Here is a 25,242-nt window from a genome sequence, read left to right as displayed (position 1 = left end):
CCTGCTCCTCGATCAGAAAGTCCACCATGCGCATCAAGAACGCGGGCATCGTGCTCGCAGGCTGCACCGCGACGGCCGTCCTGGCCGCCACCCCCGCCGGCGCCGCCACCTCCTCCCTCCCCGCCCCTTCCGTCAGCGCCGTCCTCGACGTGCAGAAGCAGGCGATGGCCAACGGTGCCCCGGGTGCCCTGACCCGTATCGACTCCGGCAGCACGAGCTACCGCATCTCGTCCGGGCAGGCGGACACCGTCGCCCGCACCGCGATGGACGCCGACCGCCGGTTCCGGGTGGGCAGCGTCAGCAAGTCCTTCACCACGGTGGTGCTGATGCAGCTGGTCGCCGAGGGGCGTATCGACCTCGACGCACCGGCGAACACCTACCTGGCCCAGCCGCTGCCGGACGACCGGATCACCGTGCGGCACCTGCTCAGCCACCGCAGCGGCCTGTGGGACTACACCAACGACATGTTCGACTCCACCGTCCCGGGCTTCGAATCGGTACGGAACAAGGTGTTCACCTACCAGGAACTGATCGACCTGTCGACGGCCCACCAGCCGACCAACGAGCCCGGCGCGGCCTACAGCTACTCCAACACCAACTTCGTCGTCCTGGGGCAACTCATCGAGCACGTCACCGGCGTGCCGATGGCCACCCAGTACCAGCGGCGCATCTTCCAGCCCCTGAACCTGAAGAACACCACCTACGTCCACCCGCAGACCACCATCTCCGGCTCCTACGCCCACGGTTACCTCCGCCCCGACGACGCCACGCTGCCGCTGGTGGACTCCACCGAACAGACCGTCTCCTGGGCGCAGTCCGCCGGCGCGGTCATCTCCAACGCCAACGACCTCAACCGGTTCTTCTCCGCACTGGTCTCCGGCACGCTCGTACCCGCCGCCCAACTCCAGCAGATGATGACCATGGTCCCCGTCAACGCCGACGGCACCCAGTCCTACGGGCTGGGCCTGCGCGCCAGGAAGCTGTCCTGCGGCGTCACCGTGTACGGCCACACCGGCACCGTCCAGGGCTTCTACACCTACGCGTTCACCACCGCCGACGGCAAGCGCAGCATGACGTCCATGGCCAACACCTCCAACAACGGAACCGTCAACACCATCCTCGGCGGCACGCTGGAAGCCGCCTTCTGCGGCACCACCTCCGCCAAGGCGCTCACCGCCAAGTCCTCCGAGGGCGAGACGTTCACCGAGGACATAGCCCCGCAGGTCGTCCGCCGCTGACCGACCGTCGTGCTCCCGATCCCGGCGCCGCGTCCGGGATCGGGGGCCGCTCAGCTCGGTGGGGGCGGTACTACGCCTGCGGCACCACGCCCTCGGCCGGCGACCGTGCGGGCGGCGGCGCCGGGTCGCCGGCCGCCTCCTCGGCGCGGCTGAGCGCGGTGTTCCTGGTGTCGGGCATGAGGACGTAGGTGACGAGGGAGACCAGCGCGCACGCCGAGACGTACCAGAAGAAGGCCGTCTCGTGACCGGCGTCCTTGAACCACAGCGCCACGTACTCCGCGGTGCCGCCGAACAGGGCGTTGGCGATCGCGTACGGCAGCGCCACGCCCAGCGCCCGGACCCGGGTCGGGAACAGTTCGGCCTTCACCGCGGCGTTGATCGAGGTGTAGCCGGTGACGATCACCAGCGCGAGCAGCGAGAGGCCGAGCGCAGGCCAGTACGAGGAGGCCGAGCCGAGCGCCGTCATGATCGGGTAGGTGCCGAAGGTGCACCCCACGGCGAAGGTGATCAGCAGCGGTCGGCGGCCGATCCGGTCCGACAGCGCACCGGCCAGGGGCTGGAGCAGCGCGAAGACGAAGAGCGCGGTGAAACTGACCAGCGTCGCGGTGTTCTTGGCCATGCCGGCGCTGCCGATGAGGTACTTGGTGAGGTAGGTGGTGTACGTGTAGTACGCGACGGTGCCGCCCAGGGTGAGCCCCATGACCAGCAGCGCCTGACGCCGGTGCTGCCACAGCAGCCGGAGCGAGCCGCGGGCATCGTCCTGTGTGCCGGCCTCCTCGGCGAAGGCGTCGGTCTCCTCGAGCCTGCGCCGGATCCAGAAGACGACAAGGGCGAAGACCGCGCCCAGCAGGAAGGGGACGCGCCAGCCCCAGTCGTGCAACTGGTCCGTGGTCAGCACGTGCTGGAGGGTGATCAGGATCGCCAGGCCCAGGAGCTGTCCCGCCGTCATCGACACGTACTGGAAGGACGAGCCGAGACCGCGCCGGTTGCGGGCCGACGCCTCGGTGAGGTAGGTCGCGCTGGCCGCGTACTCACCGCCGATGCTCAGGCCCTGCAGCAATCGCGCGAGCAGCAGGACGAGCGCGCCGGCGTAGCCGGCCTGACCGTACGTCGGCGCGACCGCGATCAGCAGGGCGGCGACGGACATCATGGTGACGGTGAGGGTCAGCGCGCTCTTGCGGCCGTGCCGGTCGGCGGCGCGGCCCAGTACCCAGCCCCCGACGGGACGCATGAGGAAGCCGACCGCGAAGATGCCGGCGGTGTTCATCAGCTGGGTGGTCGGGTTGTCGCCGGGGAAGAAGGAGTCGGCGAAGTAAAGGGCGAAGCTGGCGTAGACGAACCAGTCGTACCACTCGACGAGATTGCCCAGCGAGCCTCCCGCGAGGGCGAGGCGGCGCTTGCCGCGCTGCTCGGCGGACGGGGGCGCGGGCATGGCGGAAGTCGGCGACATCGGCGGCTCCAGAGGGAAAGGCCCTGATGGGGGACGGGGCGAAGTGCCCAGAACGTGGGGGTTCCGCGCCTCGCCCGGACAAGGTCCGGTGCCCAGATCTAACGTCGCGCCAGGAATCCGGGTCACGGCTGCCCGGCTGCCCGGGGGCCCGTCGGCGCGGTCGTGCTCGCGTACCTGGTGGTCGCCGCCGAGCTCGGGCGAGCGCTGGATCACCACCATGGCCGCGTCGTCGCGCAGCGGCCCGCCGACGTGGTGGACCAGGTCGTCGCGGAGGTGTTTCAGCAGGGCTGACCCACATGCGTCGCATGCCCCGTGCGACCCGGATAGCACGGATGACGCGGCCCCGCCGCCGCGGGCTACGGAACGCCCAGCTCGAAAAGCACGTATCCGGCGTACGAGCCGGAGGCCAGCGCGGCGAAGCCCAGCAGCGCGGCCCGCGCGGCGGGCCGGGTGCGGGCGAGGGCCAGCGCGGGCGGCACGAACAGCGGGAAGGCGGGCAGCAGGTAGCGCGAGACGTTGCCGAAGATCTGCTGCGTGCCCAGGACGGTGACGACGGTGAGGACCGTGTACACGACCAGGACGAGCGGCGGACGCAGCCGCACGAGGGCCGGGATCAGGGCGAGGGCGAGCACGACGACGCAGACCCCGACGATGTCCTCGACCGGACACGCGGACAGGTAGTCGAAACGGCCCACCGGTACCGAGGTGAAGACCTCGAAGGTGTGCCTGCCCCAGTCGAAGGTGTGGGCCCAGGCGCCCTCCTGCAGCCTGAAGTAGCCCGCGGGATCGCCCATCCGGTGGCCCACCCAGCCGAGGTAGCCGGACAGACCGAGCGGGGCGACCACGATCGCGGTCAGCGGACGCGCCACGCCGTCCGCGCGCGGCCGCCGCAGGGCGAGCAGTCCGGCCAGGACGAGGGCGCCGATCAGCGCGGTGGCGGTGGGCCGGGCCAGGCCCGCGGTGAAGGTGAGCAGGCCGGCGGTGAGCCAGCGGCGGCTCATGACCGCGTGGCAGGCCCATACCGCCAGGGCGACGTACAGGGACTCCGAGTAGCCGGACCACTCGGTGCCGGAGCCCGGCCACACCGCCCACAGACCGGCCGCGCAGAGCCCGGCGCGGTGGCCGCCGAGGCGGGCGGTGACGGCGTACACGCCGAGGGCGGCGACGAAGGAGGCGAGGACGGAGACCAGCATCCCGGCCCCGTACGGGCCGAGGCCGGTCACCTCGGAGGCCAGACGCATCGCGGCCGGGTAGAGCGGGAAGAAGGCCGCCGAGTTGCCCTGCAGGGTGATCGGGCCGGTCGCCCCCGGTACGGGGACCAGCGCCGGATCGTATCCGTGGGTGGCTATCTGCTGGTACCACCAGCCGTCCCAGCTGGCGAGGACGTCCCAGGGGTGGGCGCCGCCGCCGAAGCGCGGGTTCTTGGCGCGGAAGTCGCCGGTGTGGTCCAGCAGGTACAGGAAGACGGCGAAGCCGGCGAGCTTGAGCGTGCCGTAGACGGCGACGGCGCGCCCCCAGCGGGCGGTGCGGGAGGGCTCCTCACGCGGGCCGGCGGTGGCCGTGGCCGGGGCGGCGGCGAGCGTGCTGGTCATGAGGGGGTGGTTTCCGTCCGGCGGTCGCGCCGGCCGCGGAAGACCCAGGACCGGAAGAGGAGGAAGCGCAGGAGCGTGGTGGCCAGGTTGGCGACGACGAGCACGGTGAGTTCGGCCCGGCGGCTGACGGCCGGCGCCGCATGGTGCAGGGCGGTCAGCGCGCCGCTGGTGAGCCCGAGGCCGACGAGGAACGCCAGCAGTCCGCGCGCATGGTGGCGTACGGCGCCGGAGCGGCCGCGTACGCCGAAGGTGAGGCGGCGGTTGGCTGCGGTGTTGGCGAGGGCGCAGGCCAGCAGCGCCAGGGCGTTGGCGGCCTGGGGGCCCGCGGGTGGCCGCAGCGCCGCGTAGAGCAGCAGGTAGCCGAGGGTGCTGACGGCACCGACGGCCGCAAAACGCAGCAACTGGGAGAGGAGCCCGGCCTGGGTCTCGGTGCCCGCGCGGCCGTGGCGCAGTTCGGCGAGCGGGAGCCGGCCGGTGGCGAGCGCGCGGCCGATGCGTGCGATGCCACGGAGGTCGGCCAGGGCGGTCGGGACGATGCGCACCCGGCTGTCGGGATCGTCGACCCAGTCGACGGGGACCTCGTGGATGCGCAGCCCTGCGCGTTCGGCGATGACGAGGAGTTCGGTGTCGAAGAACCAGCCCGAGTCCTGGACCAGGGGCAGCAGCCGCTCGGCGACGTCGCCGCGCACGGCCTTGAAGCCGCACTGGGCGTCGGAGAAGCGCACGGCGAGCGTCGAGCGCAGCAGGACGTTGTAGCAGCGGGAGACGATCTCCCGCTTCGGTCCGCGCACGACCCGGGAACCGCGGGCCAGGCGGGTGCCGATGGCGATGTCGGAGTGCCCGGATATCAGCGGCGCGACCAACGGGAGCAGCGCCGCGAGGTCGGTGGAGAGGTCCACGTCCAGGTAGGCCAGCACCGGTGCGGGCGACTGCGACCAGGCGGCGCGCAGCGCCCGTCCGCGCCCCTTGTCCGCCAGCCGCGTCCACGCCACCTCGGGCAGCTCCGACGCGAGGCGCGCGGCGATCCGCGGGGTGCGGTCCGTGCTGGCGTTGTCGGCGACGGTGATGCGGAAGGCGTACGGGAAGGTGTCGCGCAGGTGCGCGTGGAGGCGCCGGACGGACGGCTCCAGGTCCTTCTCCTCGTTGTGCACGGGAACCACGACGTCGAGGACGGGATCGGCGTGGCGGGCCGGGAGGGGTGCACGCTCCATCACGGCGACCGGTCGGTCTTTCCTCATGTTCTGTCCGCTTCTGTTCACTGGTGCAGGGCATGCCGAAGGCAGGCGGGACGGGCGGGAGGCGGCCCGGGACGGGGTGTTCGCGAAGGGGTGTCCGGGCGGCCCGGGATCAGGGAGTCGAAGTTCCGCTGGGCGGAGGGCTTCCGGTCGGCGGACTCGTGGCGGTGCTCGTGGCCGTCCCGGTCGGGGGGCCGCCGTACGGGTCGGCGCCGGTGGACCGGCTGCCGGGATGCTCTCCGGTGCCGCTGTACGGGGGCGAGGGCGTGTCCGTGGGCGCGTCCGAACCGGTCGCGGAGGAGTAGGCACCGCCCTCCCCCATGGCCGGGGAGGCCGGGCTCGTGCTCGCCGCACCGTCGGGGCTCGGAGAGAGCGTTCCGGTCACCCGCGGGGTGCCGGCCGGCTGCGGGGCCGGGACGGCGGGCTCGTTCGCGGCGAAGGCACCCGGCAGCAGGGCCAGTCCGACGGCGAGGCCGGCCACCGCGACGGCCGACCCGCCGGCCCGCCAGGCGGCGCGGGCGCGGCGGCGGGCCCGTAGGCCGTCGCGCAGCCGTTCCCGGTGCCGGGGCTCAAGGGGGGTGTACTGCTCGGAGTCGCGCAGCATGCGCGACAGCTCGCGCTCGAAGTGGTCCATCGCTTCTCCTTCAGCCCACCGGCTCGATGGCGTCCGACAGGATCCGGCGCAGTCGTGCCACGCCCCGTGCCGCGTGGGACCGGGCGGTGCCGAGGGGGCACCCCAGGGCCTCCGCGACCTGCGCCTCCGGCAGGTCCTGGTAGTAGCGGAGCACCACCGCGGCACGCTGCCCGGCCGGCAGCTGGCTCAGCGCGGCCTCCAGCCGGGACCGCTCCGCAACGGCGGCGGAGACGTCGCCGACGGCGGGCGGTTCCGGCAGGTGCTCGACGGGGCGCTCCCCCCACCAACGCCGCCGGGCCGAGCGGGCCGCGGCCCGGGCCATCACCTTGCGCACGTACGCCTCGGGTGCCTGGTCCGCGACGCGCGGCCAGGCGAACCACAGCTTGACCAGGGCCTCTTGCAGCAGGTCCTCGGCGCGGTGCCGGTCACCCCCGGTGAGCAGCCGGGCAAGGTGGAACAGGGCGGACCACCGGGCTGCCATGAACTCGTCGAACCCCCCATCGGTCCGGGAATCCCCCATCAGCACCGCCCCCTGGTCTCGCCACGCCCTTACGTCATGGGAAAGACGCCGGGGGGCGGCCCGCTATGCAGGTGAGGCCTGTGATCCGGGTCACGCGGGCGGGAACAGGAGGAGGCCACGCGGCAGGCGAGGGCGTCGTCGTCCTCGGCCGGTACGACGTGGACCGGGGCAGGACCGCGACTCCGGCGGGGCGTATGGGGTGGCGGTCGGAAGGCCGACGCCGTACGGCCGGCCGCGCGCGGCGCAGCGCCCGATCCAACGGCTGCCGGTCACCGAAGGGCGCGCCCGCGTCGGGGCCGTTCAGCGGGAGGGCATGGCGCGCCGGCCGGGCCATGGCCTCCGGGTCGGGCGGCCGGTCCGCGGAGTGCCGGATGGCCACCGTGTCAGACCGGCAGCCCCTTGCGGGCGCGGCGTTCCAGCGTGCGGCGGCGGCGTTCGGCCGCGACGGCCGCAGCTCCTCCTCGCGGCGCCTGTTGTACCCGGGGGGTTACACCGTGAACAGGCACAGTCCGCACACGTAGCCGCCCTCGGGGCCTTCGATCACCAGGTTCCTCCGAGGATGCCCCGGCCTGCAGGCCGGTGAGGAATGTGGGTTTCGCCCCCAGCGCGAAAGACCGTCGAGTAGCGTGGGTGTGGTGCTGAGCGAGAGCCAAGCCGGCGCGACGGCGCGTTGCGAGGACCAAGCACGAGCCACCACAGCTTTGCCGCACACAACCGGGCAGGTTCCGTCCGGGCTGGTGTTGAGGGAGTAAGACCTTGCGGGTCGCTGACCTGCGGGGCTTCCTGAGCCAGGAATCCCCCTGCTTCAGCAGGGGGAGGGTTCAAGGGTTCCAGGCAACGCTCGCAGTCCATCGTCCAGTCGAACCCCATCGCTACGGTCGCGGGCCAGCGGTTCCGGCGAGGTCGCGGACACCGCGCACGCCGTCAGAGCCTGACGCTGCGCCGGCTGACGGGGACGCCGTCGCCGTCGACCCAGCCGAGGTCCAGCCGGCGGAACTCCGTGTGGCTGATCATGCGGGTGGTGGTGTCGGCGGAGCCGCACTGGGCGCCGATCTCCCGGCCCTGGCCGCCGTCCTCGCCGTCGTCGGTGGCGAGGTAGAGGGGTCGTCGACCTCCTTGGTGACGAGGGCGTCGACCTCCCAGCCGCGCCCGACCCGGTGGACGGTGATCACGGCGTGGCCGACGCGCCCGGAGTCGTACACGGCGAGCCGTACGCTCCGGCCGCCGTCGCGGTGCGGCGTCCAGCTGTCCGCGGCCTGTACGGAGGGCGCCACGGCCACCAGCATCGCCACGGACAGGACGGGCACAGCGACAGGGCGGACACGCACGACCAGGTCGGATGCGACGGCCACCGGTCCGCGGCCGCCCCATCCAAACCCCCGGACCCCGGCCGGGCCCCGGCGCGGCACGCCGGGCGGGCCCGTGATCACTCCGCTGGCGGGTCCCCCGCCGAACGGGCCAGCAGCACGAGCGCGGCCGCTCCGGCCACGGCGGCGGCCGTGCCCGCGGAGCGGAAACCGTGCGAGGAGCGCCAGGACAGGACCGACCAGCGCGACCCGGCGGACAGCAGTGAGCCCACGCTCAGCCACGAACCGGTGGACAGCAGCGACAGGGCGGAACCGATGGACCCCGCGGAGAGGGCGCTGCCGACTGAGCCGACGGACAGCACCGAGCCGACGGAGCCGATGGAGAGCACGGAGCCCGCCGAGCCGATGGAGAGCACCGAGTCCTTGGACCACAGGGACAGGGCGGAGCCCCGGCAGGACGAGCCCGGCTGCGGCATGGAGGTTGTCTTCATGGTCCCCATCCTGCCGAACGCGGCGTGATCCGGTGGGGCCTGAGGTCACGTCAGGAGGGGACGGTGATCGCGCGTGAGCCGGTGCGGACCGGGAAGGCGCGCAGTGAGGGGGCGAGCGGAAGACGGGACGTGGTACAGACGGAGGCAGGTGAAGGCCCGTGTGCGCGACCGAGCACCGCGGTGGCGGTGACGAACGGGTGGGCGAACTGGTGTCCCGCGCGTCGGAGCAGCTGTCGCGATTGGTACGCGAGGAAATGCGGCTGGCCCAGGCGGAGATGGCCCGGAAGGGCCGCCGCTTCGGCCGGGGCGGCGGTCTGTTCGGCGGGGCGGGCCTCTTCGCGGTCCTGATGCTGCAGGGGCTCGCCGTCGCCGCCGTCGCGGGCCTGGCGCTCGCGCTGCCGGTGTGGGCGGCGGCGCTGGTCGTCACGGGAGTCCTGGCCCTGGTCGCGGCGGTACTGGCCGCGGCGGGCCGCAGGCAGTTCGGCCGGGCGGCCCCGCCCGCGCCGGAGGCCACCATCGACAGCGTCAAGGCCGACATCGCGGAACTCAAGGAAAGGGCACACCGATGACGAGCGACAAGTCACCGACGACCGACGAACTGCGTGAGCGCGTCGAGGCGACGCGCGAGGAACTGGGCCGCACCGTCGCGGCGCTGACGGCGAAGACCGACGTCAAGGGCCGGCTGGGGGGCCGGGCCGGCCAGGCCGGCGCCAAGGCGCACGAGGCGGCGTCCCGGATGGGCGAGTTGGTCCGGGAGAAGACCCCGGAGCCGGCCCGGGACAAGGCCGTCAAGGCGGCTCGGCACATGCGGCTCCAGGCGGTCCACGCCGGGCGGCTGGCCCGCGCGAAGGCCCCGGCGGTACGAGCGCGTGCCGGCCGGACCGCACGCGCCGCCCGGTCCCATCGCGCGCCCCTGCTGGGCGCCGGCGCGGCGATGGGGGTGTTGCTGTTGGTGCGCCGCGCCAGGAGGAGGCGCGGGTGAAGGCGTCGAAAATCGTCTACAAGCCCGTGGGCCTGACCCTGGGCGCGGTCTCCGGGCTGATCGCCGGCGCGTTGTTCAAGCGGGCGTGGAAGACCCTAGGCCACGAACAGGACGCGCCCGACGCCACCGACGAGGACCGCTCCTGGGCCGAGGTGCTCACCGCGGCGGCGCTGCAAGGCGCGATCTTCGCCTTCGTCAAGGCGGCGGTCGACCGCGGGGGCGCGACCGTCACCCGGCGTCTCACCGGTGTCTGGCCGGGCTGAGGTTCACGTCGCGCGGGCGGTCTCCCGCAGCCGGGCGCCCTGGCGGGAACACCCCGCGGCCCCTGCCCACCGTTGGCTGCCAGGCCCCCCCCCCGGGGCGGACGTTGCTGCACCCGCCGGTTGTCAGTGGCGGCCCCTACGGTGGTGGGTGTCCCCATCCGTGTGGCTTCTCGGAACCGGACTCCCGGAGGGCCGGCTCTGTGGCGGGGCCGGCCTCCCACCGCCTCTTCGACACCCATCTGTTCTGGGTCGGGCACCTGCACAACTGCGCGCATCCGGGTCGGTGGGCCCGAGCGGCTCGCGGCCGCCGCCCTGTCGGCGGAGCAGGGGCCGTGCGGTCCCGTGCGCCAGGATCACGACCGCGGGCGGCCACCTGATCAACCACGGCGGGTACTCCTCCCGGAACCCCGCGGGCGGGGCCACCCTGCCCGTGAACCGCCTGGACAGGCTCGCTCAGGCCCCGGCTCCCTGAGCCCCGCCCCCTCGGTGCCCGCGTACGACCGCCGACCGGGAGGGCGGCCCCGTCGCGACGCGCGGACGGACGCTCCCGGCACACCGGGCGCCAACCCGCCCTCCAGCACATATCATGCCGATGTCACCCCTTTGCCCGGAAATGTTCATGCGGGCCTCCGGGTGTCGTTCACGTTTTCCGATCACTCCACGCCGAGATGGTGCACGCACCGGCGAGCAGCGAAAGTGCAGGAGGTACGGCATGTCGGACCGGTTTCCCGATCTGCGGGTGCACTCCGTTCCCGCGGGACCCGAACTCGCCGGGCAGCACGAGTCCCATACGCGCCTGACCATCCTGCTCAGTCCCCGCGGCGCGGCGCGCACCGAAGCCGTCCTGATCGGCGAGCTCGACGCCGCGACCGCGCCGGAAGTGCGCCACGCCCTCTTCGCCGCCCTGGAGGCGGGGGACGGCCTCGACCTGGACCTGCGCGACGTCACCGGTTGCGACGGCGCGGGGCTGAACGCCCTGCTGGAGCTGCGCAACCGCGCCATGGCCGCGCACCGGACGCTGACCGTGACCGCCGTGAGCGACACCGTCCTGCGGCTGCTCGACCTCACCGGCAACCGCGGCGCGCTCACCCCGTCCCGCCCGTCGGCCCATCGGCTCGGCGCGGACGTCCGGCGCCTGTACACGGCGGTGTGCCTGGCCCTGCTGGACGCGGGCCTGCCGCTCGCACAGCACACGGGCGGCGAGGACCGTCCCGTCGTGGAGGCGGGGCCGCGGGGCGTGGTCGTGCGCTGGGGCACCCTCCTCGGCACCGATGTGACGGCGCGGCATGCGGCCGGGCCGCACCGCCGCCCGCTCCACAGGGCGGTGCTGGACGCGCTGGCCCTCGCCGGGTTCCGCACGGTCGAGGACCGCACGGCGACCCGCGAGATCATCGTCACCGCCCTGCCGGAGCGGACCCGCCGCTGATCCCGCACCGCGCTCCCCCTGCGTGCCCGGACGAAGCCGGGGTAGGCGGCAGCCAGGTACGCGGCTTGACCCCATGAACCGCCCCGCAGGAGGACGATGTGCTGCTGGCCCACCCCGCCGTGCTGAACGACCTGGTCGACCGTTACGAGACGCTGAGGATGCTCGGCCCTGGGGACCCCGAGGTGCGCCGCCGGATGGCGGACGTCTCGTACACGCTGTGCGTGGCGACCGGCACGCGGGACGTCGACACGGCGCTGATCGCGGCGCGGCTGCGGCTGCCGGGGGCCCGCCCGGAGGACGATTCGGTGCTTGCCTGAGTCGCGTCCGCGTCCCCCGCGGCCGCCGGGAAGGAGAAGCGTTGCGCACGGTCGGTGTGGAGGAGGAACTCCTGCTGCTGGACGCGGAGTCCGGGGAGCCGCGGGCGTTGTCGACGGCGGTGCTGGCGTCGGCCCGCCGTGACGGCACGGCGGGCCGCCAGGTGTTCGAGGCGGAACTGCAGCGTCAGCAGGTGGAGTTCGCCACCCGGCCGCAGTCGCGGATGGAGGACCTGGCGGCGGAGATCGTGCGGTGGCGGGCGGAGGCGGCACGGCACGCTGAGGAGTCCGGTGGCGCGGTGGCGGCGCTGGCGACGTCGCCGTTGCCGGTGAGCCCACAGCTGAGCACCGGGGAGCGGTACGGGTGGCTGCGGGAGCGGTACGGGCTGACCGCGCAGGAGCAGCTGACGTGTGGCTGTCACGTCCATGTGTCGGTGGAGTCCGACGAGGAGGGCGTCGCGGTCCTGGACCGGATCCGCTGCTGGCTGCCGGTGTTGCTGGCGCTCAGCGGGAACTCGCCGTTCTGGCAGGGCCGGGACAGCGGCTACGCGAGCTACCGCAGCCGGGTGTGGGGCAGGTGGCCGTCGGCCGGTCCGGTGGAGCCGTTCGGTTCCGCCGCCGCCTACCACGAGCTGGTGCGGTCCATGATCGCCACCGGCGCGCTGCGCGATGAGGGCATGGTGTACTTCGACGCCCGGCTGTCGCACACCTACCCCACCGTCGAGGTCCGCGTCGCGGACGTGTGCCTGGACGCGTCCGGTACCGCGTTGCTGGCGACGTTGGTGCGGGCGCTGGTGGAGACCGCGGCCCGCGCGTGGCGGGCCGGTGAGCCGCCGTCGGCGCACGGCGTGGCCCTGCTGCGGCTGGCGACCTGGCGGGCGGCCCGCGAGGGCATCGACGGCCGCCTGGTCCACCCGGTGACCATGGAGCCCGCCCCGGCCGAGGCCGTGGTCCGCGCGCTGTTCGACCGCGTACGCGACGCCCTGGAGGACAACGGCGACCTGGTCCCCGCGCAGGACGCCCTCGCCGGACTCCTCAAGACCGGCAACGGTGCCCGCGTCCAACGCGACCTGCTGCGCCGCACCGGCGACCTCCGCGAAGTCGCCGCGGCCTGCGTCCGCCTCACCCACACCTGACAGGGGTGCCTGGCCCTGCCGGGCCAGGCACCCCTGTCAGGTGGCGGCCTAGAAGAAGCCGAGCTTCTTCGGGGAGTAGCTGACCAGCAGGTTCTTGGTCTGCTGGTAGTGGTCGAGCATCATCTTGTGCGTCTCGCGGCCGATGCCCGACTGCTTGTAGCCGCCGAAGGCGGCATGCGCCGGGTAGGCGTGGTAACAGTTGGTCCACACCCGGCCCGCCTGGATCGCGCGGCCTGCGCGGTAGGCGGTGCTGCCGTCGCGGGTCCACACGCCGGCGCCGAGGCCGTAGAGGGTGTCGTTGGCGGTGGCGATGGCGTCGTCGAAGTCGCCGAAGGAGGTGACGGCGACGACGGGGCCGAAAATCTCCTCCTGGAAGACGCGCATGCGGTTGTCGCCCTCGAGGATGGTCGGCCGGACGTAGTAGCCGCCGGCCAGTTCGCCGCCCAGGTCGGCGCGTTCGCCGCCGGTGAGGACCTTGGCGCCTTCCTGCTGGCCGATGTCGAAGTAGGAGAGGATCTTCTCCAGCTGGTCGTTGGAGGCCTGGGCGCCGATCATGGTGGAGATGTCCAGCGGGTGGCCCTGGACGATCTTCTCGGTGCGGGTGACGGCCGCCTCGAGGAAGGCGTTGTAGTGGCCGCCCTGGATCAGCGCGCGGGACGGGCAGGTGCAGACCTCGCCCTGGTTGAGGGCGAACATCGTGAAGCCCTCGAGCGCCTTGTCGTAGAAGTCGTCGTCGGCGCTGGAGACGTCGTCGAAGAAGATGTTGGGGCTCTTGCCGCCCAGCTCCAGGGTGACGGGCCTCAGGTTCTGCGAGGCGTACTGCATGATGAGCCGGCCGGTGGTGGTCTCGCCGGTGAAGGCGACCTTGGCGACGCGCGGGCTGGAGGCGAGCGGCTTGCCGGCCTCGACGCCGAAGCCGTTGACGATGTTGACCACGCCGGGCGGCAGCAGGTCGGCGATCAGGCTCATCCAGAAGTGGATGGAGGCCGGGGTCTGTTCGGCCGGCTTGATGACGACGGCGTTGCCCGCGGCGAGGGCCGGGGCGAGCTTCCACGTCGCCATCAGGATCGGGAAGTTCCAGGGGATGATCTGCGCGACGACGCCCAGGGGCTCGTGGAAGTGGTACGCGACGGTGTCGTCGTCGATCTCGGCGAGGCTGCCCTCCTGGGCGCGGATGGCACCCGCGAAGTAGCGGAAGTGGTCGATGGCCAGCGGGATGTCGGCGGCGAGGGTCTCCCGGACCGGCTTGCCGTTCTCCCAGCTCTCGGCGACCGCCAGTTCCTCCAGGTGCGCCTCCATGCGGTCCGCGATCCTGTTGAGGATGTTGGCCCGCTCGGTCACCGACGTACGGCCCCACGCCGGCGCGGCCGCGTGGGCGGCGTCGAGGGCCCGCTCGACGTCCTCGGCGGTGCCGCGGGCGACCTCGGTGAAGGTCTCGCCGGTGACCGGGGTCGGGTTCTCGAAGTACTCGCCGCGGGCGGGCGGCACGTACTCGCCGCCGATCCAGTGGTCGTAGCGGGGCTGGTACTTCATGATCGCGTCGTCGGAGCCGGGGTTGGCGTACCGGGTCATGGGGCGGCCTCCCATTGCGAGCCGCCCGCTCCGTTGCGGACGGCGTTCGACGCGACCGTAGGACACCCAAGGTTGCAACAGGGTTGCGGCGGAGCGCCACCGCGGAACTACACTCGGCAGCACCCCACCCGGTGCCGCCGGGCACCGGTCCGTGCCTACTTCCGGGGACGGCCATGACAGTCTCGTACGCGGCGTCCTACGCGGCCTGGCCGCCGGGAACCGATCCGGACCTCCTACGGCGGGACGTGGCGCGCGCCCACGAGGAGTTCCTGACGACGGGTCGCCCGCCGCGGCCGGTGCGCGACGTCGTCCGCGACTCCTGGCAGCGCTCGCTCAGCCGCGGCGTGGACCCGGAGGCCGACGGCCCCCGCTCCCCCGGGCTCGGCGCCGCGGAGCTGCGGGACTACCGGCGGCAGCACCCGATGGCGGCCGTGCTGCCCGTCGTGCGCAGCCTGCTCGTCGAACCGGCGCAGGACAGCGCCCAGTTGGTGGCGGTCGGCGACGAGCACGCCCGGTTGCTGTGGGTCGAGGGGACCCCGGGGCTGGCGGCGCGGGCCGAACGGATCGGCTTCGTCGAGGGCGCGGAGTGGGCCGAGGACGCGGCCGGCACCAACGCACCCGGCACCGCGGTCGCGCTCGGGCGGCCCCTGCAGATCTACGCGGGCGAGCACTTCATCCGTCCGGTGCACCCGTGGAGCTGCTCGGCGGCCCCGGTCCGCGACCCGGACACCGGCGCGGTGATCGGCGTCATCGACCTGACGGGCGGGGACCACATCGCGGCGCCGCACGCACTGGCCCTGGTGCGGGCCACCGTGGCGGCGGCGGAGGCCGAACTGCGGCTGCTGCGGCTGCGCGGCGTGCTGCCGGCAGCCCCGGCACCGGGGACCGCGACGGCACGGCTGGAGGTGCTGGCCCGCGACCGGGCGCGGCTGACCTCCCCGTACGGCACGGTCGAACTGAGCCCGCGCCATTCGGAGATCGTCTTCCTGCTGGCCCGACATCCCCGGGGGCTGGGCGCCGACGCGCTGGCGGTCCGGCTGCACGAGCAAGAATCGGCCCAGGTCACCATGCGGGCCGAGATGTCGCGGCTGCGCCGGCTGCTCGGCCCGCAGGTGCTGGGCTCGCGCCCGTACCGGCTGCTGCTGCCGACCACCACGGACGCGGACGAGGTCCGGGCCCTCCTCGCGCGCGGCGCCCACCGCCGGGCCCTGGCCCGCTACCCCGGGGCGCTGCTGCCCGCTTCGGATGCCCCGGCCATCGTCGACGCGCGCGAGGAACTCCACTGCGGGCTGCGCCGCGCCCTGCGCGACCGGGGCGACGCCAGGCTGCTGCTCGACTGGCTGGACCGGCCGGGCAACCACGACGACGTCGACCTGCTGCAGGCGGCGCTGCGCGCCCTGCCCCGCGAGTCGCCGCGGCGTCCGGTGCTGCGCGCGCTGCTCGACCGTGCCCGGCAGTGACCTGCCGGGGCACACTGGTGGGGTGGATGATCCGAACATCGCGCACGTGAGCGCCGCGTCCCGGCTGGCCGACCCGGCCGAGGGCATCGGCATGGACGAACTGGGCCTGGCGGCCCGCAACCACGCACTCCCCCTGGAGGCCCTGCGCTACGAGGTCACACCACCCGGCCTGCACTACGTACTGGTCCACTTCGACATCCCGCCGGCCGACGCCAGGACCTGGCGGCTCACCGTCGGCGGCAAGGTCCGCACCCCGCTGGAACTGTCCATGGACGACCTGCGCCGGTATCCGGCCGTCACGCACCGGGTCACCATGGAGTGCGCGGGCAACGGCCGTGCCGGACTGACCCCGCGGCCGGTCAGCCAGCCCTGGCTGACCGAGGCGGTGGGGACTGCCGACTGGACGGGCGTGCCGCTGCGCACGCTGCTGCGGGAGGCGGGCGTGGAACCCGACGCCGTCGAGGCGGTCTTCACCGGCGCCGACCACGGTGTGGAGCGCGGGGTCGAGCAGGACTACCAGCGCTCGCTGACGGTCGCGGCCGCGACCGCCGAGGACCCCGAGGTCCTGGTGGCGTACGCCATGAACGGCGCACCCCTGCCGCCGCAGCACGGCCACCCCGTCCGGCTGGTCGTCCCCGGCTGGTACGGCATGGCGCACGTGAAGTGGCTGCACGACATCACCCTCACCGACACCCCGTTCACCGGCTTCCAGCAGTCCGTCGCGTACCGCATCCGGCAGGAGCCCGACGAGCCGGGCGAGCCGGTGACCCGGATCGCGCCGCGCGCCCTCATGGTGCCGCCCGGCTTCCCCGACTTCATGACGCGCACCCGCGTCGTCCGGCCGGGCCCGCAGCGCCTGGAGGGCCGGGCGTGGTCCGGCCGCGCGCCGGTCGTCGGCGTCGAGACGAGCACGGACGGCGGCCACACCTGGCAGGCGGCCGCACTCGGCGACGAGGGCCACCCCTGGGCCTGGCGGCACTGGCACACCACCTGGGAGGCGACGCCCGGCGACCACGTGCTCAGCGTCCGCGCCACCGACGCGGAGGGCCACACCCAGCCGCTGGAACAGCCCTGGAACCGCGGCGGCTTCGCCAACAACCTCGTCCAGCGCGTACCGGTGCTGTGCCTGGAAGCCGGCGCCTGAGGTCCGCGCGGCGCGGGGTCACCCGTCGAAGTGCAGCCAGTCGACGGCGTCGTGGGACAGGGGGCCCAGGCCACCGCGGTCGGTGGCCGCGGCCCGTACGTCGAACCGGTCCTCCCTCCAGCCTTTCGAGACGCTCAGGACGAGCCCGGGTGCCACGTGGAAACGCCTGGCCGCCCGGGGCTCGAAGGGCCGGAGGGGAACCGGGCGCAGTTCCCGGGTGAGCGGCTCGACCTGTACTCCGGTGATGCCGTGCGCCATCGCCACGTAGTCGGCGCCCATCGCGGCTTCGTAGAGCGCGAACTGGAGGAGGAAGCCGCTGAGCAGTTCGCGTTCGGCGACCGGCGGTTCGTCGTGCACCCTGTACCAGACGGTCGGATCGTCCTCGGGCTCGCCGGGCGTCCACGGCGTGGACCAGTGGAACCCTCCTTGGTTCTCGACGCCGATGACGCGCATGTCGCCGCAGCGGTCGGTCTCGCGACGGGGGTCCTCGACGATGCGGTTCTGGACGCCCAGGACGCCGGGGCGCCGTACGGCCAGCCGGTAGAGCTGCGTGAGCGCGGTGGGCAGGTCGGTGGAGCCGCCCGGTACGAACGGCGGCTTCGCGGCGCCGTCGGTGGCCGGGTACCAGCCCGTGACGAACCGCTCCAGCGCGAGGGCACGGTCGCCGTTCACCTCGTCCAGCCACTCCAGGCCGGGGCGGGCCGCGACGGGGCGCGGCGGGCGGACCCGGTCGAGCAGCGCCCTGCTGAGGGACGTCTGCAGCCGTACCGTGCAGTCGTCGAGTTCGTACACGGTGGCGCCGGGCGGGAGGTGCGAACCGATCACTTCGGCGTGGCCCGTGCCGAGGTGGAGCAGGCCCTCGTCCACGCGGGCCATCAGATGGAAACCGGGCGGATCCCAGAGCCGCTCCAGCACCGGAGCCGGCGCGGGGCCGAGCAGCCGGATCTCCTGGGCGTTCCACACACCGCTGCGCCCCGGTACGTCCCCCGCGTCCACGATGATCAGCGTCCCGGCGGAGCCTATGGTCATCGTCGCGCCGCCGACCGGAAGGTCCTCGGCGCCGGAGGTGGCGCCGATCAGCGCCCGTGCCTGCCCGTCGTCGAGCACGTCCCCAAGGGCGGGACCCGGGTTCTCGTCAGCCATGCGCCATGGTCCCAGACGGTCACGGCCGGGCCGTTCCTGGGGGCGGCAGGGCCAGGCACGGGGGCGGGGGGCGAACTAGCGTGGGGCGCATGGACGGCTCGAATGTGATCGGTGACTTCCTGCGGGCCCGGAGGGAACTCGTCCGGCCCGAGGACGTCGGCCTGGGCGGCGGTGGGCTGCGGCGCGTGCCGGGGCTACGGCGCGAGGAGGTCGCGATGCTCGCGGGCATCAGCTCGGACTACTACCTCCGGCTGGAGCAGGGGCGGGACCGCAATCCGTCCGTGCAGGTCCTGGAGTCGCTCGCGGGCGTGCTGCGGCTGGACGCCGACGCGACGGCCTACCTGATCGGGCTGGTCGGACCCAAGCCGCGCAGGACCAGGCGCCCCGCCCAGGAGAAGGTGCCGGGGCACATCATCCAGTTGCTCGGCCAGTTGCCGATGCCGGCACTCGTGCAGGGGAGGTACCTCGACGTCCTGGCCGCGAACGCCCTGGCGCGGGCGCTGTCGCCGAACAACGTGCCGGGGGTGAACCGGCTCCGCGCGGCGTTCCTGGACCCGGAGGAGCGGGAGCTGCACCGGGACTGGCAGACCGCCACGGTGAACGCGGTGGCGAGTCTGCGCGCGGTGGCCGGGCCCGATCCCGACGACCCCCGGCTGGCCGCGCTCGTGGGCGAGCTTTCGCTGAAGAGCGACCGTTTCCGGAAGCTGTGGGCGCGCCACGACGTGCACCGGCGCGAGGGCACGCTCGCGCGGATGCGGCACCCGCAGGTCGGCGACATGGACCTGTACCGGGAGAAGCTGAGCGTCAACGGCGCCGAGGGCCAGGTCCTGGTGATCTACCACGCCGAGCCGGGTTCGGAGGCGGCGCGCTCGCTGGCCCTGCTCGGGTCGCTGGCCGCCGGCACCGCCGACGGGACCGTCCGACCCGCGGCCCCCGCCCGGGCGGGCGAGGACCGGGAGCGGACAGACCGGGGTTAGGCCCGGCCTCCCGGTGCGCGGACCAGCAGGAACAGGGTGCGACGGCGGTGGCTGAAGCCGATCGACTCGTAGAGCCGTACCGCGTTGGTGTTGCTCGCGGCGGCGTGCAGCAGCGGGGTGTCCCCGCGCTCCTTGATGCCCGCCGCGACGGCGCTCATCAGGCGGGTCGCCAGGCCGCGGCCGCGGTGGTCCGGGTCGGTGCAGACGGCGCTGATCTCCGTCCAGCCGGGCGGCTGGATGCGCTCCCCGGCCATGGCGATCAGCCGGCCGTCCTCCCGGATGCCCAGGTACGTGCCGAGTTCGAGGGTCTTCGGCAGGAAGGGGCCGGGCCGCGTGCGGGCGATCAGGTCCATGACGTCGTCGACGTCGGCGGGGCCGAGGCGTACGGCCTCCGGGGCGTGCTCGGCGCGGAGTGCGGTGTCGACCATCTGCATGCCCTCGCCGCCCTCCACGACCTCCCAGTCCTCGGGGATCACCGGTGAGCCGGTGACCAGGGCGGTACCGCCGGGGCCGAGCAACCGGGCCAGGTCGTCCCAGGCGGCGGGGTCGGCCGGGTCGGCGAGGCCCGCGAAGACGGACACGTCGGACCGGTAACGGGCGGCTCGGCCGCGGACCTCGGCGAATCCGGCGTGCGGGCCGGTGAGGGCGGCCCACACCGGGTTGTCCAGGGCAGGTGCGGCGTCGGCCCGGGCGGGCTCGCCATCGGACTCCGCGGGGTGGGCGTGATCAACGGTGGTGGACATGGGTGGTGCTGGTCTCCGTCCATCGAGGGGCCGGCGGCTGTCGGGTGGGTCAACACCGTCGTGCCCGCCCGCAATCCCGGCCGCCAGGGCCGGGATCCCCACCCTAGGCGGTGGTGATCGCGGGGCACCGCCCGCCCCGGGGGGCCGGGGACCGTCCCCTCGGCCGGGTTGCGCGGCACGATGGGCGTAATACGGTGGCCGGGAGGCGGGGGCTCGCGCTACGAGGGAGATGGCGCATGGCCACACTGGTCGCCGTGAGCGTCGGTATGCCCAATAACGTGCCGTGGCAGGGCCGGACGACGTACACGGGCGTCTGGAAGGAGCCGGTCTCCGGGCCGCGCGTGGTCCGGCGGCTCAACATCGACGGCGACGGGCAGGGCGACCTCGGCGGGCACGGCGGGGAGCAGCGGGCGGTGCTGGTGTACCAGCTGGACTCGTACCGCCACTGGCAGAAGGAGCTCGGGCGGGACGACCTGACCTTCGGCAACTTCGGCGAGAACTTCACCGTGGACGGGCTGCCCGACGACGAGGTGTGCATCGGGGACCGGTACCGCATCGGCGGCGCGGTCTTCGAGGTCACGCAGCCGCGCGTGACCTGCTACCGGGTCGGAATGCGCATGGCGGAGCCCAGGATGGCCGCGCTGCTGGTGGCCCACCGGCGCCCCGGCTTCTACCTGCGGGTGCTGGAAGAGGGTGAGGTCGCCGCGGGCGACGACATCGTCAAGCTCGGGACCGGGCCGGAGGCGATGACGGTCGCCGACATCGACGCGCTGCTGTACCTGCCCGGGCATCCCCGGGACCAGGTCGAGCGCGCCCTGCGCATCCCGGCGTTGAGCCCGGGGTGGCAGGCGTCGATGCGGGCGCTGCTCGACGCCCCGGCGGGGGACGGGGGCGGCGCGGCGGGCAACCCCGGGCTGACCGGCACGGCGGCCCCTCCCCCGGCGTGGCCGGGCTTCCGCCCGCTACGGGTGGCCCGGGTCCGGGACGAGAGCAGCAGCATCTTCTCGCTGACGCTGGCCGCGCAGGACGGCCGTCCGCTGCCGGCCGGGATGCCGGGCCAGTTCCTCACCGTCCGTATGCGGCCTGACGCCGACGGGCCGCCGCTGATCCGCACGTACTCCCTGTCGGGGCGGCCCGGCGCGGCGGAGTACCGGATCAGCGTCAAGCAGGAGCCGCACGGCGCGGGCAGCGGCTTCCTACGCCGGCACGTGCGGGAGGGCGACCTGCTGGACGTCGCCGCGCCGCGCGGCACCTTCGTCCTCGGGGAGGGCGACACGCCGGTGGTGCTGCTCTCCGCGGGGGTGGGCGCCACACCGGTGATGGCGATGCTGTACGCGCTGGCCGACGCGTGCGGCCGGCGCGAGGTGTGGTGGCTGCACGTGGCGCGCGACGGCGAGAGCCATCCGTTCGCCGCGGAGTCCCGGGCCCTGGTGGGAAAGATGGCGGGCGCGCACGCCTACATCGCCTACAGCAGGCCGCGCGCGAGCGACCGTGCGGGCGCGGACTACACCGGGGCGGGCCGGCTCGACACGGCGCGGATCGCCGCGCTGGACCTGCCGCCGGACGCGGACGCCTACATCTGCGGACCGCAGGGCTTCATGGACGACATGGCGGAGGCGCTGGCAGCGGGAGGACTGGCCGCGGACCGCATCCACCGGGAGACGTTCGGCGCGCTGTCCTCGATCAACCCCGGCGTGGTCGACGCGACGGCCCGCACCCCGCACCCGCCCGCTGCCCCTCCCGGCGAGCCGACGGGACCATCGGTGTCCTTCGCCCGCAGCGGCCTGAGCGTGCCGTGGCACCCGGCGTACGGCACGCTCCTCGAACTCGCGGAGGCGTGCGACGTGCCGACCCGCTGGTCGTGCCGCACCGGGGTCTGCCACACCTGCGAGACCCAGGTCCTGACGGGCGGTGTCGCATACGCGCCGGAGCCCGTCGACGAACCCGCCGAGGGCAACGCCCTCATCTGCTGCTCGCAGCCGCGCACGGACCTGGTGCTCGACCTGTAGGAACGCCCCGCCCCGCAGCCCCGAATCCGCGTTGACGTGCGTGTTCGCATGCCACACAGTGGTGCGGCCCCGACCGGGGCGCACGACTTCAGGGGCGGACCACATGACGACGACGGACGAGTACCTCGGTCTTTGCGCCGACCTCCACGCCGCGGGCGGCCACGCGGCGGTGCGCAGGACCGCCCGGGAAGGGCTGCGGCAGGACCCCACATCCGCCGACCTCCACTGCTGGCTGGCCCTCGGGCACGTCGGCGAGGACGAGGACGACCACGACGACGAGGCGGAGAAGGCCTTCCGGGCGGGTCTGGAACTCTCCCCCGACCACCTCGGACTGCTCGCCGGGTACGCCGAGTTCTGCCTCGCCGCCGACGCGTTCGAGCACCCGGGGCGGGCCGCCCGCGCGCGGACCCTGCTGGAACGGCTCGAGCGCCTCGCGCCCGGCGCCCCGGAGACCGAGCGCGCCCAGGCGGCGCTGCGGTGGTCGCAGCGCTCGTGGTGGGAGGACGTCCGCATGCAGGCGGCGGCCGCCCAGCTGGAGCAGGGCAGCGCCCAGGCGCAGAGCGACGACCTCGCGTACGCCCTGCGCGACAGCACGGCGGAGGAGGCCCGGCACCGCGCCGAGGCATGGTCGCGGGGCCGGCCGGAGGACCACCGGGCCGCCGTGCTGGCGGCCACGCTCGCCGAACTGTCCGGCCCGGCGAAGGCGCCCCTTCGACTGCTCGCCCGCCACCGGGCGCCTGCCTGGGCGGCCGCAGCCGTCCTCGCCTACGGCACGAACGCGCTGCTGCGCTCGCTGGACCTCGCCCACGGGCTGGTCGTGTGGGGCTGGGCGTGGCTCCTGCCGGTCTTCGTCCTCGACCGCAGGCTCTCCGCAGCGCGCCGCCGAGCCCAGGAGCACGTGGTGGCCCGGATGGAGACCCGCCTGACCCCCACCGCGCCCGCCCCCGGCGACTGAGGCCTCCCCCGGGGATCGGCCACGGGCCGCGAGCTGCGCGAGGTCCTGGGCCACCAGGACACGAGTGTCCCGCGTCCCGAGAACACGCGCCAGGATCCGCCGGGCAGACCCCCCGCGGTCAGCCGCGGGTCGCGGGCTGGGGGAGGTCCTGGTCCTGCAGGGCCATGAGCTGGTCCGCGGTCGGGTCGTCCAGCTCGGCGACGCGCTGCGCCTGCCGTTCGGTCATCTCCTGGAACATCTGGCGCGCGGAACGGCCGTTGCCGAAGCCCTCGCCGCGCGGGAGGAGCTCGAAGAGACGGGTGAGCTCCTCGCGGGCGGCGGGGGTGAGTTCGTACTGGTGCTCCGCGGCCTGGTACTCGACGATCGAGACCAGTTCGTCCGCGGCGTAGTCCTCGAAGAGGAGCGTGCGGCCGAATCGGGAGGACAGGCCCGGGTTCGAGCTGATGAAGCGGTCCATGTCGCCCGGGTAGCCGGCGGCGATGACGACGACGTCGTCGCGGTGGTCCTCCATGAGCTTGACCAGGGTGGCGACGGCCTCCGTGCCGAAGTCGTTCCCGGCCCCGACCGGGGCGAGGGTGTAGGCCTCGTCGATGAAGAGCACGCCGCCCAGCGCGCGGTTGAAGGCGGCGGTGGTCTTGGGGCCGGTGTGGCCGACGTACTCGCCGACCAGGGCCGTACGGTCGACCTCCACGAGGTGGCCCTCGCGCAGCAGTCCGAGGGCCTTCAGGAGCCTGCCGTACAGGCGGGCCACGGTGGTCTTGCCGGTGCCGGGGTTGCCCGCGAAGATCAGGTGCCGGCTGAGCGGCGGGGCGGGCAGCCCGGCCTCCTCGCGGCGCCGGACCGTCTGCATCAGCTTCACCAGCGAGCCGACGTCGCGCTTGACGCGGTCGAGGCCGACGAGGGCGTTCAGCTCGCCCAGCAGGTCCTCCAGGGTCTCCTCGGGCTCTTCCTCGTCGTAGGCGGCGGCGGGCGGGCGCGTCCCTGCCGGCGGGGCGCCGGGTACGCCAGGGGCGGCGGGCACCGCCGGGGCGGCCGCGGGTTCTCCGAACGTCAGCGGGACGCCGTCCGCGGTGCAGTCGTCGAGCTGCGGGGCCGCTCCCTCGTCCGTGCCAAGCGCGTCCGCGCAGTCGCGGATCCGGCAGTGCCGGAGGACGGGATCCGCCCCCGCGCCCACGTGGAGCGCGGGGAAGCCGGAGCCGGACACGTCGAGGGAGGTGAAGGTGCCTCCCGCGCCCTCGGCGAGGAAGACGCCGTTCTTGGCGGGCCGGTCGATGCGCAGGTCCGCGACCGTGGAGCGGGCCCCGGTCCACACGACGACGCCGGAGCCCGCGCAGTCCTCCACCGAGCCGCCGTTGACGGTGGCTTCGGCTCCCTTGTCCACGACGACGCCCGCCGCGCCCGCCCCGGTGACCCGTATGCCGGTGAGGACCGCGGTACCGCCGGTCGCGACCCGCACCCCGATGTCCTTGGTGCCGGTGACCGTGGTGTGCTCGACCCTGCTCTCGGAGGCCGAGCCGATGCCGATGCCCGTCGCGACGTCGTCGATGCGGCAGCCGGTGACCGTCGCCACGGCCTGCTCGTCCACGGCGACGCCGGTCATGGCCACGTTCCTGATCCCGCAGTCCGCGAGTTCGAGGCGGGCCTCGCCCGCCGCGTGGACGCCGTGCTCGGCGCAGTCGCGGACGAGGCAGTCGGTCAGCTGCCCGGTGGCCGTGCCGGACAGGTGGACGGCGCTGAAGGCGCTGCGGTCGATCCGGCAGTCCGCGAGGCGGGCCTGCGCGGCGCCCGTGACCAGCAGCCCGTTGGCGCCGGCGTCCGCGACGGCGCAGCCCTGCGCGTTGAGCACGCCGTTGTCCTGGACGACCACCCCGCTGGCGGAGGCGCCGCGGATCCGGCAGTCGGTGAGCTCGGCGCGCGCCGTGCCGGTCACGTGCACACCCGCCGCGCCGGGCGACTCGATCCGCAGTTCGCCGGCCGTGGCCTCGGCGGCCTCCTCCAGCAGCAGCCCGGCCCGGCCGGTGCCGGTCAGCGTGGAGTCGGCGAGCCGCAGGCGTGCGCTGCCGCGCAGCCGGACGCCCGAGCCCGTCGTACGGTCCAGGCGCAGCCGGGCCGCGTCCAGCCGGGCCGTACCCGACAGCACGACGCCCGTGCCGTCCACGCCCGTGACGCTGGTGTCCTCGACCCGGGCGCGGACCGCCCCGGCCAGGTGCAGGCCGGCCAGCCGGGCGCGTTCGAGGCGGCAGCGCCGCAGGATCAGGGCGGTCGTCCCGCTCTCCTCGTCCTCCGGGCCGCGGGCCTGGATGCGGCCGCCCTCGACGGCGCAGTCCTCCAGCACCAGCCCGGCACCGGGCGAGACGGCGATCGCGGGGGCCCCGTCGTCGGCGCCCCACACGGTGACGCCGTGCACGGCGCAGTCCGGGCCGTCGACGGTCAGCGCGGGCCGGTCCCCCGGCGGCGCGGCCAGCACGACGCTCCCCCGGCCGTGCTCGGCGGTGAGCACGACGGCGCGGTCCAGCACCACGGCCTCGGTCCAGGTGCCCGGGGCGATCACCACGACGTCGCCGGGGGCGGCGGCGCGCACCGCGTCGGCGATCCGGTGGAAGGCCCCCCGGCCGCCTTGACCTTTCGGGGCCACGGTGTGACGCGTCATG

At 74.1% G+C, this 25,242-nt stretch carries 24 protein-coding genes; 13 read left to right on the top strand and 11 right to left on the bottom strand.

Translation table 11 applies throughout. The features are described from left to right. Nucleotides 1–26 precede the first annotated feature (26 nt). Nucleotides 27–1,238 (top strand): beta-lactamase family protein, encoded by a 1,212-nt coding sequence (locus tag OG937_41925; protein ID WUD77808.1) that lies wholly within the window; start codon nt 27–29, stop codon nt 1,236–1,238. A gap of 70 nt (nt 1,239–1,308) precedes the next feature. On the opposite strand, the gene OG937_41920 is transcribed toward OG937_41925, so the two are convergent. Then, complete coding sequence (locus OG937_41920) at nt 1,309–2,670, bottom strand: MFS transporter (protein ID WUD79049.1); 1,362 nt, start codon at nt 2,668–2,670, stop codon at nt 1,309–1,311. A 180-nt stretch (nt 2,671–2,850) separates the two neighbouring features. Here OG937_41920 and OG937_41915 point away from each other — a divergent pair, with 180 nt between their 5' ends. Continuing rightward, nucleotides 2,851–2,979, top strand: a complete 129-nt coding sequence (locus OG937_41915) for a hypothetical protein (protein WUD77807.1) — start codon at nt 2,851–2,853, stop codon at nt 2,977–2,979. 65 nt (nt 2,980–3,044) lie between these two features. On the opposite strand, the gene OG937_41910 is transcribed toward OG937_41915, so the two are convergent. The 6 genes from OG937_41910 to OG937_41885 form a co-directional block, all read right to left on the bottom strand. Then, nucleotides 3,045–4,280: a hypothetical protein gene (locus tag OG937_41910; GenBank protein ID WUD77806.1), complete on the bottom strand. Its 1,236-nt coding sequence runs from the start codon at nt 4,278–4,280 to the stop codon at nt 3,045–3,047. Then, nucleotides 4,277–5,491: a bifunctional glycosyltransferase family 2/GtrA family protein gene (locus tag OG937_41905; GenBank protein ID WUD79048.1), complete on the bottom strand. Its 1,215-nt coding sequence runs from the start codon at nt 5,489–5,491 to the stop codon at nt 4,277–4,279. Before OG937_41905 ends, OG937_41910 begins: the two co-directional genes overlap by 4 nt. A 136-nt stretch (nt 5,492–5,627) precedes the next feature. Further along, nucleotides 5,628–6,149 carry a cellulase gene (locus OG937_41900; protein WUD77805.1) on the bottom strand — a complete coding sequence of 174 codons (522 nt, stop codon included), beginning with the start codon at nt 6,147–6,149 and terminating at the stop codon, nt 5,628–5,630. 10 nt (nt 6,150–6,159) lie between these two features. Next, on the bottom strand, nt 6,160–6,669 hold the full coding sequence (locus tag OG937_41895) for a SigE family RNA polymerase sigma factor (protein ID WUD77804.1): 510 nt from the start codon (nt 6,667–6,669) through the stop codon (nt 6,160–6,162). Nucleotides 6,670–7,679: 1,010 nt separating this feature from the next. Then, complete coding sequence (locus OG937_41890) at nt 7,680–8,021, bottom strand: hypothetical protein (GenBank protein ID WUD77803.1); 342 nt, start codon at nt 8,019–8,021, stop codon at nt 7,680–7,682. A gap of 74 nt (nt 8,022–8,095) precedes the next feature. Further along, nucleotides 8,096–8,467: a hypothetical protein gene (locus OG937_41885; GenBank protein WUD77802.1), complete on the bottom strand. Its 372-nt coding sequence runs from the start codon at nt 8,465–8,467 to the stop codon at nt 8,096–8,098. Between the two features lie 158 nt (nt 8,468–8,625). Between OG937_41885 and OG937_41880 the strand changes: the two genes are divergently transcribed. The 6 genes from OG937_41880 (at nt 8,626) to OG937_41855 (ending at nt 12,588) form a co-directional block, all read left to right on the top strand. Next, nucleotides 8,626–9,036, top strand: coding sequence for a phage holin family protein (locus OG937_41880; protein WUD77801.1), 411 nt, complete (start codon nt 8,626–8,628; stop codon nt 9,034–9,036). Further along, nucleotides 9,033–9,449, top strand: coding sequence for a DUF3618 domain-containing protein (locus OG937_41875; protein WUD77800.1), 417 nt, complete (start codon nt 9,033–9,035; stop codon nt 9,447–9,449). Before OG937_41880 ends, OG937_41875 begins: the two co-directional genes overlap by 4 nt. Then, nucleotides 9,446–9,712: a DUF4235 domain-containing protein gene (locus OG937_41870; GenBank protein ID WUD77799.1), complete on the top strand. Its 267-nt coding sequence runs from the start codon at nt 9,446–9,448 to the stop codon at nt 9,710–9,712. Before OG937_41875 ends, OG937_41870 begins: the two co-directional genes overlap by 4 nt. A 712-nt stretch (nt 9,713–10,424) precedes the next feature. After that, the gene (locus OG937_41865; GenBank protein ID WUD77798.1) at nt 10,425–11,138 is read left to right on the top strand and encodes an STAS domain-containing protein; all 714 of its coding nucleotides are present in this window, start codon (nt 10,425–10,427) and stop codon (nt 11,136–11,138) included. A 98-nt stretch (nt 11,139–11,236) separates the two neighbouring features. After that, nucleotides 11,237–11,455, top strand: coding sequence for a DUF5133 domain-containing protein (locus tag OG937_41860; protein ID WUD77797.1), 219 nt, complete (start codon nt 11,237–11,239; stop codon nt 11,453–11,455). A gap of 41 nt (nt 11,456–11,496) precedes the next feature. Next, complete coding sequence (locus tag OG937_41855; GenBank protein ID WUD77796.1) at nt 11,497–12,588, top strand: glutamate--cysteine ligase; 1,092 nt, start codon at nt 11,497–11,499, stop codon at nt 12,586–12,588. A 48-nt stretch (nt 12,589–12,636) separates the two neighbouring features. Here OG937_41855 and OG937_41850 read toward each other — a convergent pair whose 3' ends face one another. Then, nucleotides 12,637–14,160 carry an aldehyde dehydrogenase family protein gene (locus OG937_41850; protein ID WUD77795.1) on the bottom strand — a complete coding sequence of 508 codons (1,524 nt, stop codon included), beginning with the start codon at nt 14,158–14,160 and terminating at the stop codon, nt 12,637–12,639. Nucleotides 14,161–14,333: 173 nt separating this feature from the next. On the opposite strand from OG937_41850, the gene OG937_41845 reads away from it, so the two are divergent. Both OG937_41845 and OG937_41840 read left to right on the top strand, forming a co-directional pair. Further along, complete coding sequence (locus OG937_41845; GenBank protein ID WUD77794.1) at nt 14,334–15,620, top strand: GAF domain-containing protein; 1,287 nt, start codon at nt 14,334–14,336, stop codon at nt 15,618–15,620. 91 nt (nt 15,621–15,711) lie between these two features. Continuing rightward, entirely contained in the window at nt 15,712–16,764 is a 1,053-nt protein-coding gene (locus OG937_41840; GenBank protein ID WUD79047.1) for a sulfite oxidase, read from the top strand. Nucleotides 16,765–16,782: 18 nt separating this feature from the next. Here OG937_41840 and OG937_41835 read toward each other — a convergent pair whose 3' ends face one another. Then, entirely contained in the window at nt 16,783–17,907 is a 1,125-nt protein-coding gene (locus OG937_41835; GenBank protein ID WUD77793.1) for a hypothetical protein, read from the bottom strand. An 89-nt stretch (nt 17,908–17,996) separates the two neighbouring features. Here OG937_41835 and OG937_41830 point away from each other — a divergent pair, with 89 nt between their 5' ends. Beyond that, nucleotides 17,997–18,884 (top strand): helix-turn-helix transcriptional regulator, encoded by an 888-nt coding sequence (locus OG937_41830; protein WUD77792.1) that lies wholly within the window; start codon nt 17,997–17,999, stop codon nt 18,882–18,884. Here OG937_41830 and OG937_41825 read toward each other — a convergent pair. Further along, entirely contained in the window at nt 18,881–19,627 is a 747-nt protein-coding gene (locus OG937_41825) for a GNAT family N-acetyltransferase (protein WUD77791.1), read from the bottom strand. The two genes, OG937_41830 and OG937_41825, sit on opposite strands and share 4 nt — an antisense overlap. Nucleotides 19,628–19,863: 236 nt before the next feature. Here OG937_41825 and OG937_41820 point away from each other — a divergent pair, with 236 nt between their 5' ends. Next, nucleotides 19,864–21,636, top strand: a complete 1,773-nt coding sequence (locus OG937_41820) for an MOSC and FAD-binding oxidoreductase domain-containing protein (protein ID WUD77790.1) — start codon at nt 19,864–19,866, stop codon at nt 21,634–21,636. 103 nt (nt 21,637–21,739) lie between these two features. Further along, entirely contained in the window at nt 21,740–22,591 is an 852-nt protein-coding gene (locus OG937_41815; GenBank protein WUD77789.1) for a hypothetical protein, read from the top strand. 118 nt (nt 22,592–22,709) lie between these two features. On the opposite strand, the gene OG937_41810 is transcribed toward OG937_41815, so the two are convergent. Beyond that, on the bottom strand, nt 22,710–25,241 hold the full coding sequence (locus OG937_41810; GenBank protein ID WUD77788.1) for a right-handed parallel beta-helix repeat-containing protein: 2,532 nt from the start codon (nt 25,239–25,241) through the stop codon (nt 22,710–22,712). Between the last annotated feature and the right edge of the window lies 1 nt (nt 25,242).

It is taken from the genome of Streptomyces sp. NBC_00510 (assembly GCA_036013505.1).
GTDB lineage: Bacteria > Actinomycetota > Actinomycetes > Streptomycetales > Streptomycetaceae > Actinacidiphila.
This window is presented reverse-complemented; position numbering and strand designations above follow the sequence as displayed.